This window comes from Paenibacillus liaoningensis (assembly GCF_059609455.1).
The window spans coordinates 25,711-41,092 of record NZ_JCAALU010000027.1; the positions used below are offsets into that span (position 1 = coordinate 25,711).

The following is a 15,382-nucleotide window of genomic DNA, read 5'->3' on the forward strand; positions in this document are numbered from 1 at the left end:
ACTTTTATTGCCTACTTTTAAATTTGGGGAGTTAACTTTATTATATGAAATATAATCAGCTTACTCAAATAGGGGGAATATTTTATGAATAATCGTATCACTAAGCTATTAAATATTGACTATCCGGTAATCTCAGCAGCTATGAATTGGGTGACATCGGCTGAGTTTGTCGCGGCTGTATCTAATGCCGGCGGTTTGGGGGTATTAGGTCCTAATGCCGGGCAAAATATGCCCGCTTCCAGTCTTGAACAATTCTCTGGAAATCTTAAGTCGGAAATCCGAAAAGTGAAACAACTAACGAATAAAACGTTTGCAGTTAATTATATATTTCCTCATAACGAAGATGAAAGCTCACCGTTTACCAATGCTTTATTCGATGTCTTAGTTGAGGAACAAGTGAAAACTGTCGTTGCAATTGGTTTTAAAATGATCAGAAGTGAAGTGGAAAAATTGAAGAAACATGGTTTCACAATATTGTATAGACCTATTAATCCGACAGTTCAGAGTTCGATTGAAGCAGACCAGTTAGGCGTCGATGCCTTAATTGTTACGGGAAGAGAAGCAGGAGGGCACATTAGCCAGTACGATATAAGTACATCCTCTCTAGTATCTCAAGTTACATCCGTTGTTAGCGTACCTGTTATCGCAGCGGGAGGAATTGTTGATGGGAAAGGTGCCAAAGCTGTATTTGCGATGGGAGCAGAAGGTGTCTACATGGGAACAAGATTTATTACTGCACTGGAGAACCCTGCGAGCATTACTGCCAAGCAAGCCATTATAAATGCAAACAGTGAAGATTTTCTGGAATTAGAAGGTGCGAACGAAAGAACGATTCCAACTGAAGCAGGAAAAAAAGCTTATGAGCTACTAAAGAACGGGAAGAAAGAAGAAGCCTTAAAATATTATAAAGATGGGATCAAAATAGGCATTTTGGAAGGTGATTTAGTGAATGGGACGTTGAGCATCTCGCCTGCTGCAGGAGGGATCAAACAAATTAATACATGCAAGGAAATTATTGAGGAAGTAGCTCATTCGATAAGCTGAATTGCAGAAGCGTTTCTCATTGGAATTTCAAAAACGGCTTATCTACGGGTAAGCTGTTTTTTTGTTTTATTAATTTATTTAAATGAGGATTCAGCATCCCTCTATGTAAACACTTACAGGCATCCTCTGTAATTAAACGGGTGAGAGATGCTATAAGAAGTGGGGGAGTACCTGTCGAACATAAGGGGATGACGGTGGGGTACCCTGGTTCCCTTTAGCACTTCAACCTTTGCTCCGCTCCTATTACGGATGAGCAATTAAAAAGTGTTGTCCAACTATAGTAGTCAGACAACACTTTAAATTGAGATAACAGATGATTAGTTTTTAAAATCAGCGTTGAGTGTTGTCTCTTTCCATTCTTCTATACTTGCAAGTAAGTTTGTAAATTTAGTTGTGGCACCCAGATAGGCTCCTTCACCAAGAAGTAGACGAAGCGGTGGTTTATCGGCTTGAGCGACCATGATAACTGCTTCTGCAGCCTTTGCAGGATCACCCGCTTCTTGCCCGCCTCCTTGCTGTAAAAAGTTCAACATTTGGCCTACTGAGGATTCACTATAATCAGAAATTAGTGTCTCGGTTTTTACTGAAGAACGACCGCCCCAATCAGTGCGGAAGGAGCCGGGTTCAATCAATGTTACATGAATATTGAATGACGCTACTTCTTGAGCAAGACTCTCAGAAATACCCTCAAGGGCATATTTCGTAGCGTGATAGTAACCAAGTGTAGGGAAAGAGACTAAGCCGCCGATGGAAGAGAAATTAATTATATGGCCGGACTTCCGGTTTCGCATATACGGTAGGACGGCATTGGTCATATGCATAAGACCCCAGAAGTTGATTTCAAACATCTTCCGTGTTTCTTCTTCGATACTTTCTTCAACGGAAGCAAAATAACCAATGCCGGCATTGTTTACTAATACATCAATATGGCCAAATTTTTCAATTGTTTTAGAAACCACGCTGTTAATCTGATCTTTGTTTGTTACATCTAACGGCAAAGTAAGCGTATTTTCTTCATGGCTTTCTGTAATATCCCGGATCGCTTCAAGATTGCGTGCAGTGACTACAACCTTGTAACCTGCATTAATCGCATGCTTCGCGATGTGACGCCCAAAACCGGTAGAGCATCCAGTGATAATCCAAACTTTTTCCTGCAGAGACAATATAATCACTCCTCTAAGTAGTTATACATCATAGTTTACTACTTAAAGTAAGCTTGAAGTCAAATCACACGTTAGAGTAAGGTTTTTTTGTCTGATGTCTGTTTGTACATTAATATATCGTAAATTGCAATTTTGCGTATTATTTTTTCCAAATGTAGTTGGGTTTGCAGTACTGACTTTTCAACTTTCATTTTGTGCGCTGATAAAAAATCCTTTCTCGCATCCAGTGTCTCATCCCCTTGCAAGATAAGGTCTGTATACGCTTTGATCTCCTCTATTGTCATGCCTGTATTCTTCAGGGCAATAATTAATTCCAGCCACTCCAAAATCTCCTCGGAGTATTCTCTTCTTCCACCGGAATTCCGGTTTACAACGGGTAGAATTCCTACCTCTTCATAATAACGTAGAGTTGAAGCGGGGAGTCCTGTTATTTTTACGATTTCATTTATGCTAAACATAGGGTTTGTCCTCTCTTAATCTTAAAGTTGGCTTTAAGATGTAATGTATAAATAAGATCATATTACAAAAATATGCTGAAAGAAATATAAATAATGTTGCATCCATAAACAATGCAGTATAGCAGACCTAATTTGTGAAGGTTGATCCTGGCACTGAAAGGCTGTCGCTTGCGGCAAACGCTGGAGAGGCGTTCGCATTCGTGTTATCCAGAAAAACCAGTCAGTAGTTTTTTTATTTAAGATTCAGGTTCTTTTTTCTCGCCGATATTCAAAACACCCAGCAAAATATTTAAATATTGCAAAGCTTGCGCTTTGGAGAAGTCGTTCTCTTTTAAAAAGCGCCATTCCAGAATTAGAAGGATCGTATTGCAGTAGTGGCCGGCTACAAGTTCATAGGGTCCATACTCTTATGCTACAAGCGGAGTGCCTGTTCTTCAACTGAAAAATATGACGTAAGCTTATCGGACAAGGCTTTCATATCTGTAGGAAACCCATCGCCATTGGCAGCAGTAATAAATGATGGTGGATAATCGCCAGTTACATGTAATATAGCATTATATTGATCTGCAATTTTGCTGTTTTGAATTCATTAGTACCAATACCTAGGTATTGACGGATTATTACTCTTGTAGCAAAGTTAAGTTCGTCAGTCTTTATAGGGGCATCATCAGTTACTGCCATAGATCTCCCATTACCTTGTCTCCAACGAAATATCCTCCACCATGGAAGTAAACTATCGTCGGTCTTTTAATTGTGATATCCGTATTTTCTTTCCGGTGGATTATAAGGTTCAAAGGAATTAATCGGATTCCCTTTGTATAACGCATCTCGAATGAAGCCAATAATAATTCATGGATGCGAACGTACATATAAAAACATGCCGCTAAATATTAAGGCTAACGTTAATAGAACAGTGCCCATAATCTTTAGAACTTTATTCCTTTTATTAGATTTTTATTCTGCACGTCAGAGATCACTCCCTTGTTTTCTAGTTGTACCTGAAACTCAACGAATAGGTTTATTTTCAATTTACTTTTCGACGGTAAAATGAGACATCTTATTGATGAGAGAAGGAGATTCTTTAAATGTTAAATATATTAGTAGTTGAAGATGACGAAAGTACCAGGAAGTTGATGTGTGTGGTCTTACAAACGAGAGGCTTTAAAACATATTGGGCAGAGGACGGGATAACAGCGCTTGAGATTATCGAATACCAGCATATAGATTTAGTAGTCCTTGATTTAATGATGCCCAATATGGACGGCTATGAATTGACACGACAGCTTCGGGTATTGTCGGAGCATTTGCCGATCCTGATGGTTACAGCCAAACAGGAGCCGAAAGATAAAAGACAGGGATTTCTTGCTGGTACGGATGATTATATGACAAAACCTGTAGATGAAGAAGAGCTTGTACTCCGGATCAGAGCTCTTCTGCGGAGAGCAAGGATTGCTAACGAACACAAGCTGACCATCGGGAAAGTTGTACTGGATTATGATACGCTGACGGCAACACGCGAAGATGAAGTTAACCTTCTTCCCACCAAGGAATTTTATTTGTTATTTAAGTTACTTTCTTATCCAAACCTGATCTTTACCCGACTGCAGCTTATGGATGAAATCTGGGGGATGGATTCCGAAACGGATGATCACACACTGACTGTTCATGTCAATCGCTTACGCAACCGTTTTCGAGATTGGCCAGAGTTTGAGATTATTGTGATTAGAGGACTAGGCTATAAGGCGGTGCTGCATACCAAATGAAAGAATTTTTTCATAAGAGAATAAGTCTAGCGATAACTTTGGTATTGTTTGTTTTCGGTGTGCTGGTGGCGACATTTCTCCTGCTGTTCGGCTGTACTATTCTGCTGCAGTATATCGGTGTTATTTCACTTACGCCTTCCCCGAGTCAAGGATTCGGCGAACGTCTGCTCTCGATTTTGTTTCTCTTTGGCTTATGTGTTTTAATAGGAACCGCACTTACTGCCTTTCTCAGCAAAAAAGCATTGAATCCCATACGAAAGGTCATTGATTCGATCCATAGGGTTGCGGATGGCGATTTTAGTGTAAAGGTAAATTTGAAGGGTATCGGAGAATTGGAAGAATTGTCGGAGAGTTTCAACAAAATGACTAATGAGCTTTCAGGTATTGAAACGCTGCGAAGTGATTTTATCAACAACTTTTCGCATGAATTCAAAACACCTATTGTCTCGGTTCGCGGTTTTGCCAAAATTCTTAAAGAGAATTCGCTATCTGAGGAAGAAAGGCAAGATTATCTGGACATTATCATTAAGGAATCCGAGCGTTTAGCCATGCTTTCCAGCAATGTTCTTACTTTGGCAAAATACGAGAATCTAGAGATTATGATGGATAAAGTCCCGTTTAGGCTGGATGAACAGATCAGAAGGAGCATCATTTTATTGGAGCCCAAGTGGTCAGACAAAGACATCACCATAAATCTGGATTTGGATAAAGTAATTTATAGCAGTAATGAAGAAATGCTACAGCAGATTTGGATCAATCTGGTGGATAATGCAATTAAATTTTCCCACAAAGCTGGTTTTATTGAAATCACCCTTGCCCTTGTTAATGAAGAGATTCATTTTAGTATCCAGGATTATGGGGTTGGCATGGATGAACATACGAAAGCCCATCTTTTTGATAAGTTTTTTCAGGGGGATGCATCTCATTCCAAAAAAGGGTATGGACTGGGACTTCCTTTGGTAAAACGCATAGTAGAACTTTGCCAAGGCAATATTATCGTTCACAGCGAGCAAGGTAAGGGCAGTAAATTTACCGTCATCTTCTGTAGATAAACTGGATAATGGATTGTCAACAGTAAATCAAACAACTTTTTTAAGGGCTGTAAGGCGATACTAAACAGGCGTCATATAGCCTAAAGTTCCATGAATACGATGTTGATTGAACCAATGAACATAATCGTATAGCTCCAGCTCCAAGTGACAAAGACTCTGAAAGTTCATCTGATTCACGAACTCCGTTTTCATGATTTTATAGGTGGCTTCGGCCACAGCGTTGTCATAGGGGCAACCTTTCGCACTCAGCGATCGTCCAATTTCAAACGTCTTTAAAAGCTCATCCATCTTTTGGTTTTTAAACTCGCTGCTACGGTCAGTATGAAACCACTGAATCCGACGCAGATCACCTTTCACGGTCGCAAAGGCGCGGGAAACCAGCGCTGCGTCCTTATGAGGACCAGCACTATGGTCGCGGTTCAGTGTATTGGAGGTAGCCGCTTCATTACAAGCGGTTTTATGGGGCTTATACTGTGCCACCGTGTATGTCGAAACCAGCCCCTGTTCGTTCATAATCCGACCAATTCGGCGCCTGGAAACCACGAGTCCTCGCTCATGAAGCTTAGCTTTGATCTTTCGGGTGCCGTATGCTTTTCGATTTTTCTGAAAAATGTCCACAATGACTGTGGTCACTTCGTCTTCTAGCGACTGTTCGCTTGCTTCATAGTAAAACGTGCTTCTTGCGATTTGCAGGACGTTACACCTTGCTGATACCGAGTATTTATCACGGTTTTTCTGGATGATAGCTACTTTCGTCCCATGATCAGCGCCGCTTGCTTTAAAATATCGTTTTCCATTTTGAGGCGTTGAACTTCTTTGCGTAAAGTAAGTAACTCCTTTTCTTCTGGCGAGCGATTGTCCTTCTCTGAGAAAGAGCCTGTTGTTTGGCCTTGTTTAATCCAGCGATCCAAAGCCGATCTGGTGAGACCATATTCCTCCACCAAATCTGCTCTGGATTTTCCGTTTTCATATAGTAGCACCATTTGTTTCTTGAACTCTGCTGTAAACGTACGTCGTTGATTCGGCATTGTAGAGATCCGCTCCTTAGTATGATAGGTTTATTTTACAAGCCCTCATTTTTATTGTCCAACTAAGTGTAGACGATCCACTAGATCATATGGATTAGCATAAACATTGAGGTACATGATACAATTGGGATAAATAATGCTAGATGTATAGGTTGGTTTTGTTAACGATATTGATGTGCTTCTGCTTTGGATCTAAAACCTCTGTCAGGAGCTTTATATTTCAATTTATTAATGTTGCATTTTGTGTTTGAAAGTCTGATTTTATTTGTGCAACAACAAGAGGAGGCTTATACAATGAATTCGATATTTTTTATCGCAGGTTGGGCTATAGTTGGAATGTGTATTGGAGGCTTAATTGTATTTATAAAATCCATGCCTAAGAAAAAATAAGCATGAGAAGTTTAGATTTTAATCATGGATTTTAACACAGCGAGCTTTTTCCCTCTTCTTGAATTATCTTACCCACTTGTCTCATAAACGTTTGATCATAGTTTTTCTTTGTCGCTTTTTTTGGGAATACCACCCTCAGCCTATATTTCGCAAGAAAATGGCAAGTAAATACCACTAAGGGATACCTACCGTAATCGATCAAGTGATACAAGTGGCCACGAAGTTCATCAGAGAACTGATTTCTGCAGAGGATTTCATGAAATTTTCATAGAGCCTGTAAATGATCAATTTAGACAAAAAAAGAAGTCCGACCCCTAGCTAGTTTCGCAATCCGCTTGACTATAAATCTATTCGAGCTGAACAAACCCTTAAATTAATGCTCTAATTAGGCCTCCTATTTCCGCTGCCAAGTGGGAAGAGGGGGCCTTTTATTTTGGAGCTATGTTGAACAATACAGTGTGATCTAAGTTCTAGCGAATGGTGGTTATCTGAATTGAAAATCTACCCTCAACAGTAAGGAATAATATCGAATTGACTACGGCCTCTAAATGATCTATTGTTAAATCTAATGATACATTTATCTATCACTTTTTTCATTAACAAGTAAGGAAAGAGTATTAAAAAAGCTCGTTCAAGACCTATTGGCCCAGATTGATCGTATGGAGCAGGATTACATGATCATTGCCCAGACCTTGATTGAAGGGGGCTGTGCGATTTGTTCGCATAGTGGGTCGCATAGTCTGGCAATCAGTTATAGATTGAAACAGTGAATACTTAGGAGGCGATAATTTTGAATTCATATTTAATCCTTGCATTGGCTATTGTGGCTGAAGTTTTTGGCAGCTCGATGTTGAAATTATCAGATGGCTTTAAAAGGCTATATCCAACGATCGGGGTAATCGTAGGGTTGGGATTAGCATTTTTTGGTCTTGCTTTATCGTTAGAAACCATACCGTTAGGTACGGCATATTCCATTTGGGCTGGGGCGGGTACTGCGCTTACTTCATTGATTGGAATAGTCATGTATAAAGAGTCGGTTAGCTTGCCAAAAATTGCTGGACTAACGTTTATCATTGTTGGTGTTGTTTTAATGAAGCTTGCCACTGATTAATTAAATACGGGGAGGTAAATACATGAAAAAAGGTTATGTATATTTATGTATAGCAATAATTGGTGAAGTTTTTGGCGCCTCAATGCTTAAGGCATCGGATGGTTTTACTAATGTATTACCCGTAATCGGTTTGATTATTGGAATGGGGTCAGCCTTTTTGTTCTTATCCCTTTGTTTGAGAACATTGTCCTTAAGTTTAGTTTATGCCATTTGGGCTGGCGTTGGAACAGCATTAACTGCACTACTCGGTGTGTTCATATGGAATGAACCATTTGGATGGCTTACGGGATTGGGACTCCTTTTCATTATAGGTGGAGTTGTTCTTCTCAACACTTTACCAGGAACGCAGCGAGCTACTGGTGATTCTAAATAAATTAAACTAAATGACTTGTGGGGACATCTTCAAACGCTGCGCCAAGCCACTCTATATAAGTCCATTTGGCTTATACAAGAGACTTTAATGATGAAACGATAGACTAAGGATACATTGGAGAGGAAGACACAAATATGGAACACCCAAAAGTTTGGCAGGATCGGTTTAAGCGATTTTTTCTAAACAATAAATTTGTCCTCTTTCTGCTAATCCTGCTGCTGGTTGGGCTGAATGTGATGGTTCTCACCAAGGTATCATTTGTCCTGCATCCGCTCGCTGTACTGATCAAGACGATCGTGCTGCCGATTATCCTGTCGAGTATCCTCTATTATCTGCTGAATCCGATTGTGGATTTAATGGAAAGGTGGAAAATCAAGCGGGGCTGGTCCATTCTGATTCTATATCTTGCCACCGGGGGGATCTTGACTGTGGTGGTGCTGGCAGTCATTCCGGTACTGCGCGACCAGATTACGGGACTCATTGATAATTTACCGATGTACAGTGAGGATGTAAGCAAGCAGTTTGAGAAACTGGCGGGCAGCCAGCTGTTCAGTCAAGTCCAGGAAACCTTTCATCTTAATTCACAGGATTGGTGGAGTACCATTTCGCAGAAAGCTACTGAAATGCTGAACTCTGCATGGAATAAAGTGGGCGAGTTCCTCGGAGCTTTCACCGAGACAGTGCTGTCCATTGTAACGGTTCCATTTATTCTGTTTTATTTGTTGAAAGACGGCAAAAAGCTTCCGCAAAAAATAATGTCTTTTCTGCCAACTAAGAGTCGTACAGGTGCCATGCATGTGCTGGAAGATATCAGCCACCAGATCAGTTCGTTCATTCGTGGACAGATTATCATTAGCTTTTGCATCGGCATTCTCCTATATATAGGCTATAAGATTATTGGTCTGGATTATGCGCTTATTCTCGCGGTTATCGCAGCGTTCACCAGCGTTGTACCGTATTTGGGTCCTGCAATTGCGATTACGCCTGCACTGATCGTGGCTCTGGTTACTTCTCCGGTGTTGCTGCTTAAGATGGTAGTAGTTTGGACGATCGTGCAGCTAATCGAGGGTAAATTCATCTCGCCACAGATTATGGGCAAAACGCTCAAGATCCATCCGATTACGATTATTTTCGTCATTCTGACCTCAGGCAACCTGTTTGGTGTGGTAGGTATCCTGCTTGCGGTTCCGGGATACGCCGTGCTTAAAGTATGTGTGTCACATATGTTCAACTGGTTCAAAAATAGTTCCGGCATGTATGATCAGAAGCATAACTAGCTATTGTAACGTCTGAATAAGGAGGAGATCATGATGAAAAAAGAGATGTCGGCAATAAAGCAATTAAGACTTAATTCGATTTTGGATATGGCTACATCGCTGCTTGTTGAGAAGCCCAATGCTTCAATGGGTGAGATTGCGGAAGGGATTGGAATTGGGATTGCAACCTTGCATCGTTATGTTGAGAGCAGAGAGCAATTGATGGTACATTTAGGATTTCGAGCTATCGACGTTGTAACTGAAACCTTAAGCCAAATTCCTATAAAAGAGGAGAACTGTGAAAGCTATATTCCGGAGCTGATCGAAGCTCTGATTCCTTTAGGAGACAAAATTTATTTTCTCGATCACGATACTTCATTGCATTACAACAAGGAAATAGAAGAAGCCGATAAGAAGCTGAGAGAACCCATATTGCACGTGATCGAGCTTTTACAACAAAAAGGTTATTTCCAGCAAGGGGTCAGCAAGGAGTGGATAATAAATGTACTTTATTCGCTGCTATTCCTGACATGGCAGCAGGTTCAGGAGGGCAATCTCGCTAAAAATTCCGCTGCGGCACTGGTTGTTGATACTTTCTTCAATGGCTTCAAAGTCAATAAGTCATAAAATAGAGCATAAAAAGAGCTGCTAAAATTAAAACATCATTCTCTCTCTAATGAGTGGATAGGAGGAAGCAAAATGTTGATCCAAAATCTTATGGGAACCATTAAGATTTCCTATAATGCCGTTTCTAAAATTGTCGGTATGGCAGCAAGCACCACCAGCGGTATTGCTTCTATGTCGACAGGAATCATTGAAGGAATTACCAATAAGTTAAGCGGGAAAAGCCTTCAGAGCGGAATTGAGCTTAAAACAGTCGAAGCAAAATTAGAGATTAACTTAAAGATTGTTATTCATTACGGTGTCAAAATGCATGATGTTTGTAGGGAATTGCAGCATAATGTGAGAGAAACGGTTGAGAAATTAACCGGTTTATCCGTCAGCAATGTCAACGTCAAGGTTCAGGGGATATCCATAATAGAGCAAAACGTCTCAGAAAAGATGCTCATTTCACGGCTGGAGCCCATCAGTTAATCGAGTTTATACAACTAAATTATTGCAAGATCGTTGGTTGCATCGAATAAAAAGTTTTTGCTCACAAATGTCCAACATTCTACTTCGAAGTAGAACGCTGGGCATTTGTTTGTCCACTCTATAAGCCTGGCGAGCCTTTCCCACATCGGCTATACCGTCCATTAGATGATTTTTCAAAAAGGATCTGCTTTGTTAAAAATATGGATTGCTCAATTACTATGCTTTTGGATGTACTTATTCATTCCAATGACTGATATACTAACGAAAATTCAGTATTTGAGGAGTGGTTGAGAATGGATGGAGTTCGTTACAAGATAAGAGAAGTGTTGGACAGTGACAAAATTGAAGCTTTCCTGAATAAAGCGAGAATTGGCCATCTTGGTATGGTTGATGGTCAACTGCCATATGTTGTTCCGCTTAATTTTGTTTGGGCAAAGGGGAATCTTTATTTTCATGGAGCCACAGGCGGGAGGCGCAATCAGGTCATGAGTGTGAATGCAGAGGTCTGTTTTACGGTTTGCGAAGAATATGGAACTATTACCGATCCCGTACCAGCTAAGACGGACACGGCATATATGAGTGTTATGATTTTCGGAAAGGCCGAGCTTATAGATGATCTGGACGAAGCTACATATATGCTGCAGGAAATGCTTCAAAAATATGTACCTGGTTACTATAACCGTCCGTTGTCCAAGCAGCATGTAGACAAATATAGGTCTGCTATATTCAATTCCCCTGTTCAAGTATACCGGGTCGATCCTTATCATATAACGGCGAAAGCAAATCCGATCGAGGAAGAAAAAATGTACAAATAAGAAAAAAGAGGTTGTTAAAAATGTTGAAGAGAGTGCAAATGAACACTACATCATCTTCACTGCATGGCCGTGATTGGATATCGCCCATTATAGCTGCTTTAATATCTGTCATTGTCAACTACGGTGGGACATTTATTCTCGTGTTTCAGGCGGCAAAAGTGGCGGGTCTGAGTCCCGAAATGACCGCTTCATGGATATTGTCGATTTCCGTTGGTGTGGGGATAACGGGTATATGGCTAAGCTATCGATACCGTGAACCGATTATTACAGCTTGGTCAACACCAGGTGTAGCTTTTCTGGTTTCTGTATTAGCGATAACCCCCTATGAGGAAGCAATTGGCGCTTATATCATCTCTGCTTTAGGATTTATTGTTTTAGGCATATCGGGAATGTTCGAAAGGTTCGTCAGGATGATTCCTCCAGGTATTGCTTCTGGTCTGCTGGCAGGCATTTTACTGCAGTTTGGTATTTCAGCCTTTGGAGGAGCGAAAGTTGATCCTCTGCTGGTCATTGTCTTGTTTGCTGCTTATGTACTATTAAGAAGGTATACGTCCCGTTATGCAATTGTCGGTATTTTAGTAATGGGGCTTATTTATTTAATCAGCTTGGGAAAAGTAGATTTCAGCACGATCAAATTAGCTATCGCGTCGCCGGTATTCATTGTTCCTGAGTTTTCGTTTCATGCGTTATTGGGTGTTGCCTTGCCGTTGTTCATTATTACATTGACGGGACAATATATTCCTGGGATGCTAGTCTTGCGAAATGATGGGTTTAAGACGAGTGCGAATCCAATTTTGATCGTAACGGGTTTGGGCTCACTCTTTGCAGCGCCATTTGGCTCGCATGCATTCAATGTAGCAGCCATTACAGCGGCGATTTGTACAGGTAAAGATGCGCATGAGGATTCAACAAAACGTTACATTGCGGGTATTGCCTGCGGCATTTTTTACATGGTTGTTGGCATATTTGGTGTGACGTTGGCAGCTCTGTTTCTGATTCTTCCAGCTACCTTCATCGCGACGTTAGCGGGGCTCGCATTGCTTGGGACAATTGGCAGCAGCCTTGCGGGCGCTTTAACTGAGCCCAAGGGTCGTGAGACAGCACTGATTACTTTTTTAGCAACGGCTGCAAATGTTACTTTACTTGGTGTTGGCGGTGCATTCTGGGGTCTGGTTGCAGGTTTGGCTGCGCATATATTGATACACGGACAATTTCGCCACAAACCATATAGGACGAGTGGAATACAACAAGCTGAACAAAAATAATAAGCGGCATAAAAATGAACACAGGTACAAATGGGCTAAAAAGAGATGGTATACTAAAGCTTAGCCGGAGATGCTTAAATTACAAAAGCATCTCCGCAAGACGATAAATGCCTGCTGCTATTGCGGACTCATCTACTTTAGCAAAGCCTAGCACCCATCCTTTTCGATCGCTTTCCAAACAATACTTGCTAAGTGGATAAACACGGATGCCTCTTTCGAGCGCTTGGTTCGTTGCAGATTCTTCATTAAACGAGTTTTCAGCTTCAAGAAGCATGTGCAATCCTGTTTCTACACCGCTAAGTTTAAAACGTTCGCTTAGGCCGGTCGCGATGATAGCCTTCGTCATGGCTTCGTGTCTGCGCCGATATACATTTCTGACTCTTCTCATATGGCGCATGAAATGCCCGTGCTCGATAAAATGAGCAAGCGTCAATTGCTCCATAATGGGAAGATGGCGATAGGTTAATTCATGGACATGGGCAAGCTGGCGAATGGCCTCTGTTGGACCAACGATCGCTGATATACGAATGCCAGGAGCGACCATTTTGGAAAAACTCATCATATACAGCGTGTTTTGAGGCTGCTGGCTAAACAAGGTTGGGAGTGGGTCGCCACGATATCGGAACTCGCTATCGTAGTCGTCCTCCACAATCCAAAATTGATGTTGAGCCGCCATATGCAGCAATTGCTGTCTGCGGGGCTCCGACATGATTACTCCAGCTGCACACTGATGTGAAGGCGTAACATAAACAAGCTTTGATTGAGGAGGAATGCGGTCAATTTGTAGCCCGTAATCGTCGACAGGGACGGGAACAACATTCATCCGCCGATATTTCATCGCCATCCATGAAGCGGGGAAGCCGGGATCTTCAACGCAAACGGTTTCTCCTTCATTTAATAGGGCTTGGGCGATTAAATCCAGACTATGCTGTGCGCCCGAAGTTAATATAATTTGATCGATATGAACGTGGACGCCTCGCTCCAGTGACAAATAACGTTGAATCTGCTCTCGCAGCGGCACGAAACCATAGGGGTTGCCGTAAGCCCAGCTGGTCAGGTCTGTTTCTTTGGAGGCTTGTAAAAACGAGTGTCTCCAGTTTGTTTGAAAATGTTGATCCAAATAAGGCTCGTGTGGGCTGAAATCAATTTCCACATTTCTATTTTCTTTTCCTCTGAACCAGTTTTGCAACTGGCTGACTGCATCGTTTAATAAAGGCAGCTCAGGGGTAACGGGTCCTTGAGTTGCAACATCCTCCATAAAACGGGTCTTGTGGGTCCAGTCACTTACCCTTGTTCCGCCGCGCCGGGAAGTAACCGTGTACCCACGACTGAATAATTCCTCATAAACAATCTGTATAGTTGAGCGAGAGACACCGATGAGTAGCGCGAGTTCGCGAGAAGGCAGCAGCAATTCGCCTGGAGGCCATTTTCCGGTTGTAATATTATGGATCGCTTGGTCAAGCAGCTGCTGCCAAATGGGGCGTTCGTCGTCACGGTTAACTTTGAGCATCTGTTTCACCTCTAGTTGTATTTGCGTTAAAAATATGGAATGTTCTATTTACTTCAATATGTATATTTTATAGCATTCCATTAACTGATATACTAGCATGGCTATAGTTGATCAAGCAATATGATCGCGGTTTTACTGAACCATAGAACTGAAATAGCAATAGCAATAGCAATAGTAACAGCAACAGCAACAGCCTCTGAACCGTTGAAGCTTCAGCGGCAGAGGCTGTTTTTTGATTTATCTAGCTAGCTATCTGTCTTGCAAAGGAGGGGATTGATCCACCCAGTTCCATTCATTGTTCTGAATAAATAGAGTGACCGCCTGCTCAGACGATAATTCCAAGTCTAGAAAACCTAGTATGACCTCCGTTAATTCCATGCATTTTTCATGGGTCGGATTTAACAGCAGCTCATGGCAAAGCTCAAGAAAGGTATCCGGTTTATCTGGCGCTTTTTCGACTTCAGCCATCATGGACTTGTGGCAAGGAAACAATATCCGATTGTGCGCTAAGATGATTCGGCTTCCGAATAAGACCAGATTGCTGACGGCATGTGACAGTAGGTACGGGTTATTCTTTTTGACGGCTTCCCCTGCAAAATAATAACCGTAAAGCATCACCTGTGCCTGAAAATCTTTAATGTTTTGGTTTCTATTCTGCTCAGGATATACTGATATTTTGGTTAGCAGTTCATTTAACCCTGGAACGATGGAGTAGTAAGCCTGCGAACCTGTAAACGAAGCGCGAGTCGGCTCGCTGCCTTTCTCGGCTGCCAGCTCCAGAAACCGCATATTGATGATTTTGACATCTATATAGCCATCTTCATATTTGCAAAATTCATGAGTGGTGTAAGACAATGCATTGGTTTTCTTCCGCTCTTCAAATTCTTGATCTGTTACAAGCAAATAAACGTCGATATCGGATGTTGCCTTGGCCGTACCTTTGGCGATGGAGCCAGCCGTTATGACGGCTAATAGGTGGGGATCAGATTTCAGCGTTTCTACGAAATGGTCCAGCGATTGCTTATGATGCGTATACATATTCCAGCCTCGCTTTCATTT

Annotated in this window: 14 protein-coding genes and 1 pseudogene; 10 read left to right on the forward strand and 5 right to left on the reverse strand. The window is 41.5% G+C overall.

Annotated elements, in window-relative coordinates:
* Positions 1–84 precede the first annotated feature (84 nt).
* Positions 85–1,044: an NAD(P)H-dependent flavin oxidoreductase gene (locus AC6B99_RS30845; RefSeq protein ID WP_056037745.1), complete on the forward strand. Its 960-nt coding sequence runs from the start codon at positions 85–87 to the stop codon at positions 1,042–1,044.
* Between the two features lie 317 nt (positions 1,045–1,361).
* Here the strand turns inward: AC6B99_RS30845 and AC6B99_RS30850 are convergent, their stop codons facing one another.
* A complete protein-coding gene (locus tag AC6B99_RS30850) occupies positions 1,362–2,207 on the reverse strand; it encodes an oxidoreductase (protein WP_056037747.1) in 846 nt (281 codons plus the stop codon).
* A gap of 71 nt (positions 2,208–2,278) precedes the next feature.
* Complete coding sequence (locus AC6B99_RS30855; protein ID WP_056037749.1) at positions 2,279–2,665, reverse strand: MerR family transcriptional regulator; 387 nt, start codon at positions 2,663–2,665, stop codon at positions 2,279–2,281.
* 1,085 nt (positions 2,666–3,750) lie between these two features.
* Here AC6B99_RS30855 and AC6B99_RS30860 point away from each other — a divergent pair.
* Positions 3,751–4,428: a response regulator transcription factor gene (locus tag AC6B99_RS30860; RefSeq protein ID WP_496664954.1), complete on the forward strand. Its 678-nt coding sequence runs from the start codon at positions 3,751–3,753 to the stop codon at positions 4,426–4,428.
* Positions 4,425–5,480 carry a HAMP domain-containing sensor histidine kinase gene (locus AC6B99_RS30865; RefSeq protein WP_496664955.1) on the forward strand — a complete coding sequence of 352 codons (1,056 nt, stop codon included), beginning with the start codon at positions 4,425–4,427 and terminating at the stop codon, positions 5,478–5,480. Before AC6B99_RS30860 ends, AC6B99_RS30865 begins: the two co-directional genes overlap by 4 nt.
* 60 nt (positions 5,481–5,540) lie before the next feature.
* Here the strand turns inward: AC6B99_RS30865 and AC6B99_RS30870 are convergent.
* Positions 5,541–6,517, reverse strand: a pseudogene (locus tag AC6B99_RS30870) (IS3 family transposase).
* Between the two features lie 1,228 nt (positions 6,518–7,745).
* Here AC6B99_RS30870 and AC6B99_RS30875 point away from each other — a divergent pair.
* The 7 genes from AC6B99_RS30875 (at position 7,746) to AC6B99_RS30905 (ending at position 12,813) form a co-directional block, all read left to right on the forward strand.
* Positions 7,746–8,009: a DMT family transporter gene (locus AC6B99_RS30875; protein WP_442952546.1), complete on the forward strand. Its 264-nt coding sequence runs from the start codon at positions 7,746–7,748 to the stop codon at positions 8,007–8,009.
* Between the two features lie 22 nt (positions 8,010–8,031).
* Positions 8,032–8,382 carry a DMT family transporter gene (locus AC6B99_RS30880; protein WP_056039009.1) on the forward strand — a complete coding sequence of 117 codons (351 nt, stop codon included), beginning with the start codon at positions 8,032–8,034 and terminating at the stop codon, positions 8,380–8,382.
* Between the two features lie 134 nt (positions 8,383–8,516).
* A complete protein-coding gene (locus AC6B99_RS30885) occupies positions 8,517–9,659 on the forward strand; it encodes an AI-2E family transporter (RefSeq protein WP_496664956.1) in 1,143 nt (380 codons plus the stop codon).
* Between the two features lie 33 nt (positions 9,660–9,692).
* Positions 9,693–10,265, forward strand: a complete 573-nt coding sequence (locus tag AC6B99_RS30890) for a TetR/AcrR family transcriptional regulator (RefSeq protein WP_496664965.1) — start codon at positions 9,693–9,695, stop codon at positions 10,263–10,265.
* Between the two features lie 72 nt (positions 10,266–10,337).
* Positions 10,338–10,733, forward strand: coding sequence for an Asp23/Gls24 family envelope stress response protein (locus AC6B99_RS30895; protein ID WP_496664957.1), 396 nt, complete (start codon positions 10,338–10,340; stop codon positions 10,731–10,733).
* 293 nt (positions 10,734–11,026) lie between these two features.
* Entirely contained in the window at positions 11,027–11,548 is a 522-nt protein-coding gene (locus tag AC6B99_RS30900) for a pyridoxamine 5'-phosphate oxidase family protein (protein WP_496664958.1), read from the forward strand.
* Between the two features lie 38 nt (positions 11,549–11,586).
* Positions 11,587–12,813, forward strand: coding sequence for a benzoate/H(+) symporter BenE family transporter (locus tag AC6B99_RS30905; protein WP_496664966.1), 1,227 nt, complete (start codon positions 11,587–11,589; stop codon positions 12,811–12,813).
* A 79-nt stretch (positions 12,814–12,892) separates the two neighbouring features.
* On the opposite strand, the gene pdxR is transcribed toward AC6B99_RS30905, so the two are convergent.
* Positions 12,893–14,323 carry a MocR-like pyridoxine biosynthesis transcription factor PdxR gene (gene pdxR / locus AC6B99_RS30910; RefSeq protein WP_496664959.1) on the reverse strand — a complete coding sequence of 477 codons (1,431 nt, stop codon included), beginning with the start codon at positions 14,321–14,323 and terminating at the stop codon, positions 12,893–12,895.
* Between the two features lie 249 nt (positions 14,324–14,572).
* Positions 14,573–15,361 (reverse strand): nucleotidyltransferase domain-containing protein, encoded by a 789-nt coding sequence (locus AC6B99_RS30915; RefSeq protein ID WP_496664960.1) that lies wholly within the window; start codon positions 15,359–15,361, stop codon positions 14,573–14,575.
* Between the last annotated feature and the right edge of the window lie 21 nt (positions 15,362–15,382).

What these genes read in the sequence shown, in the direction of transcription:
- AC6B99_RS30855 (WP_056037749.1), bottom strand. Translation starts at nt 2,665, where the DNA reads ATGTTTAGCATAAATGAAATCGTAAAAATAACAGGACTCCCCGCTTCA.
- AC6B99_RS30905 (WP_496664966.1), top strand. Translation starts at nt 11,587, where the DNA reads ATGAACACTACATCATCTTCACTGCATGGCCGTGATTGGATATCGCCC.
- AC6B99_RS30845 (WP_056037745.1), top strand. Translation starts at nt 85, where the DNA reads ATGAATAATCGTATCACTAAGCTATTAAATATTGACTATCCGGTAATC.
- AC6B99_RS30885 (WP_496664956.1), top strand. Translation starts at nt 8,517, where the DNA reads ATGGAACACCCAAAAGTTTGGCAGGATCGGTTTAAGCGATTTTTTCTA.
- AC6B99_RS30890 (WP_496664965.1), top strand. Translation starts at nt 9,693, where the DNA reads ATGAAAAAAGAGATGTCGGCAATAAAGCAATTAAGACTTAATTCGATT.
- pdxR (WP_496664959.1), bottom strand. Translation starts at nt 14,323, where the DNA reads ATGCTCAAAGTTAACCGTGACGACGAACGCCCCATTTGGCAGCAGCTG.
- AC6B99_RS30860 (WP_496664954.1), top strand. Translation starts at nt 3,751, where the DNA reads ATGTTAAATATATTAGTAGTTGAAGATGACGAAAGTACCAGGAAGTTG.
- AC6B99_RS30915 (WP_496664960.1), bottom strand. Translation starts at nt 15,361, where the DNA reads ATGTATACGCATCATAAGCAATCGCTGGACCATTTCGTAGAAACGCTG.
- AC6B99_RS30875 (WP_442952546.1), top strand. Translation starts at nt 7,746, where the DNA reads ATGTTGAAATTATCAGATGGCTTTAAAAGGCTATATCCAACGATCGGG.
- AC6B99_RS30880 (WP_056039009.1), top strand. Translation starts at nt 8,032, where the DNA reads ATGAAAAAAGGTTATGTATATTTATGTATAGCAATAATTGGTGAAGTT.
- AC6B99_RS30895 (WP_496664957.1), top strand. Translation starts at nt 10,338, where the DNA reads ATGTTGATCCAAAATCTTATGGGAACCATTAAGATTTCCTATAATGCC.
- AC6B99_RS30900 (WP_496664958.1), top strand. Translation starts at nt 11,027, where the DNA reads ATGGATGGAGTTCGTTACAAGATAAGAGAAGTGTTGGACAGTGACAAA.
- AC6B99_RS30865 (WP_496664955.1), top strand. Translation starts at nt 4,425, where the DNA reads ATGAAAGAATTTTTTCATAAGAGAATAAGTCTAGCGATAACTTTGGTA.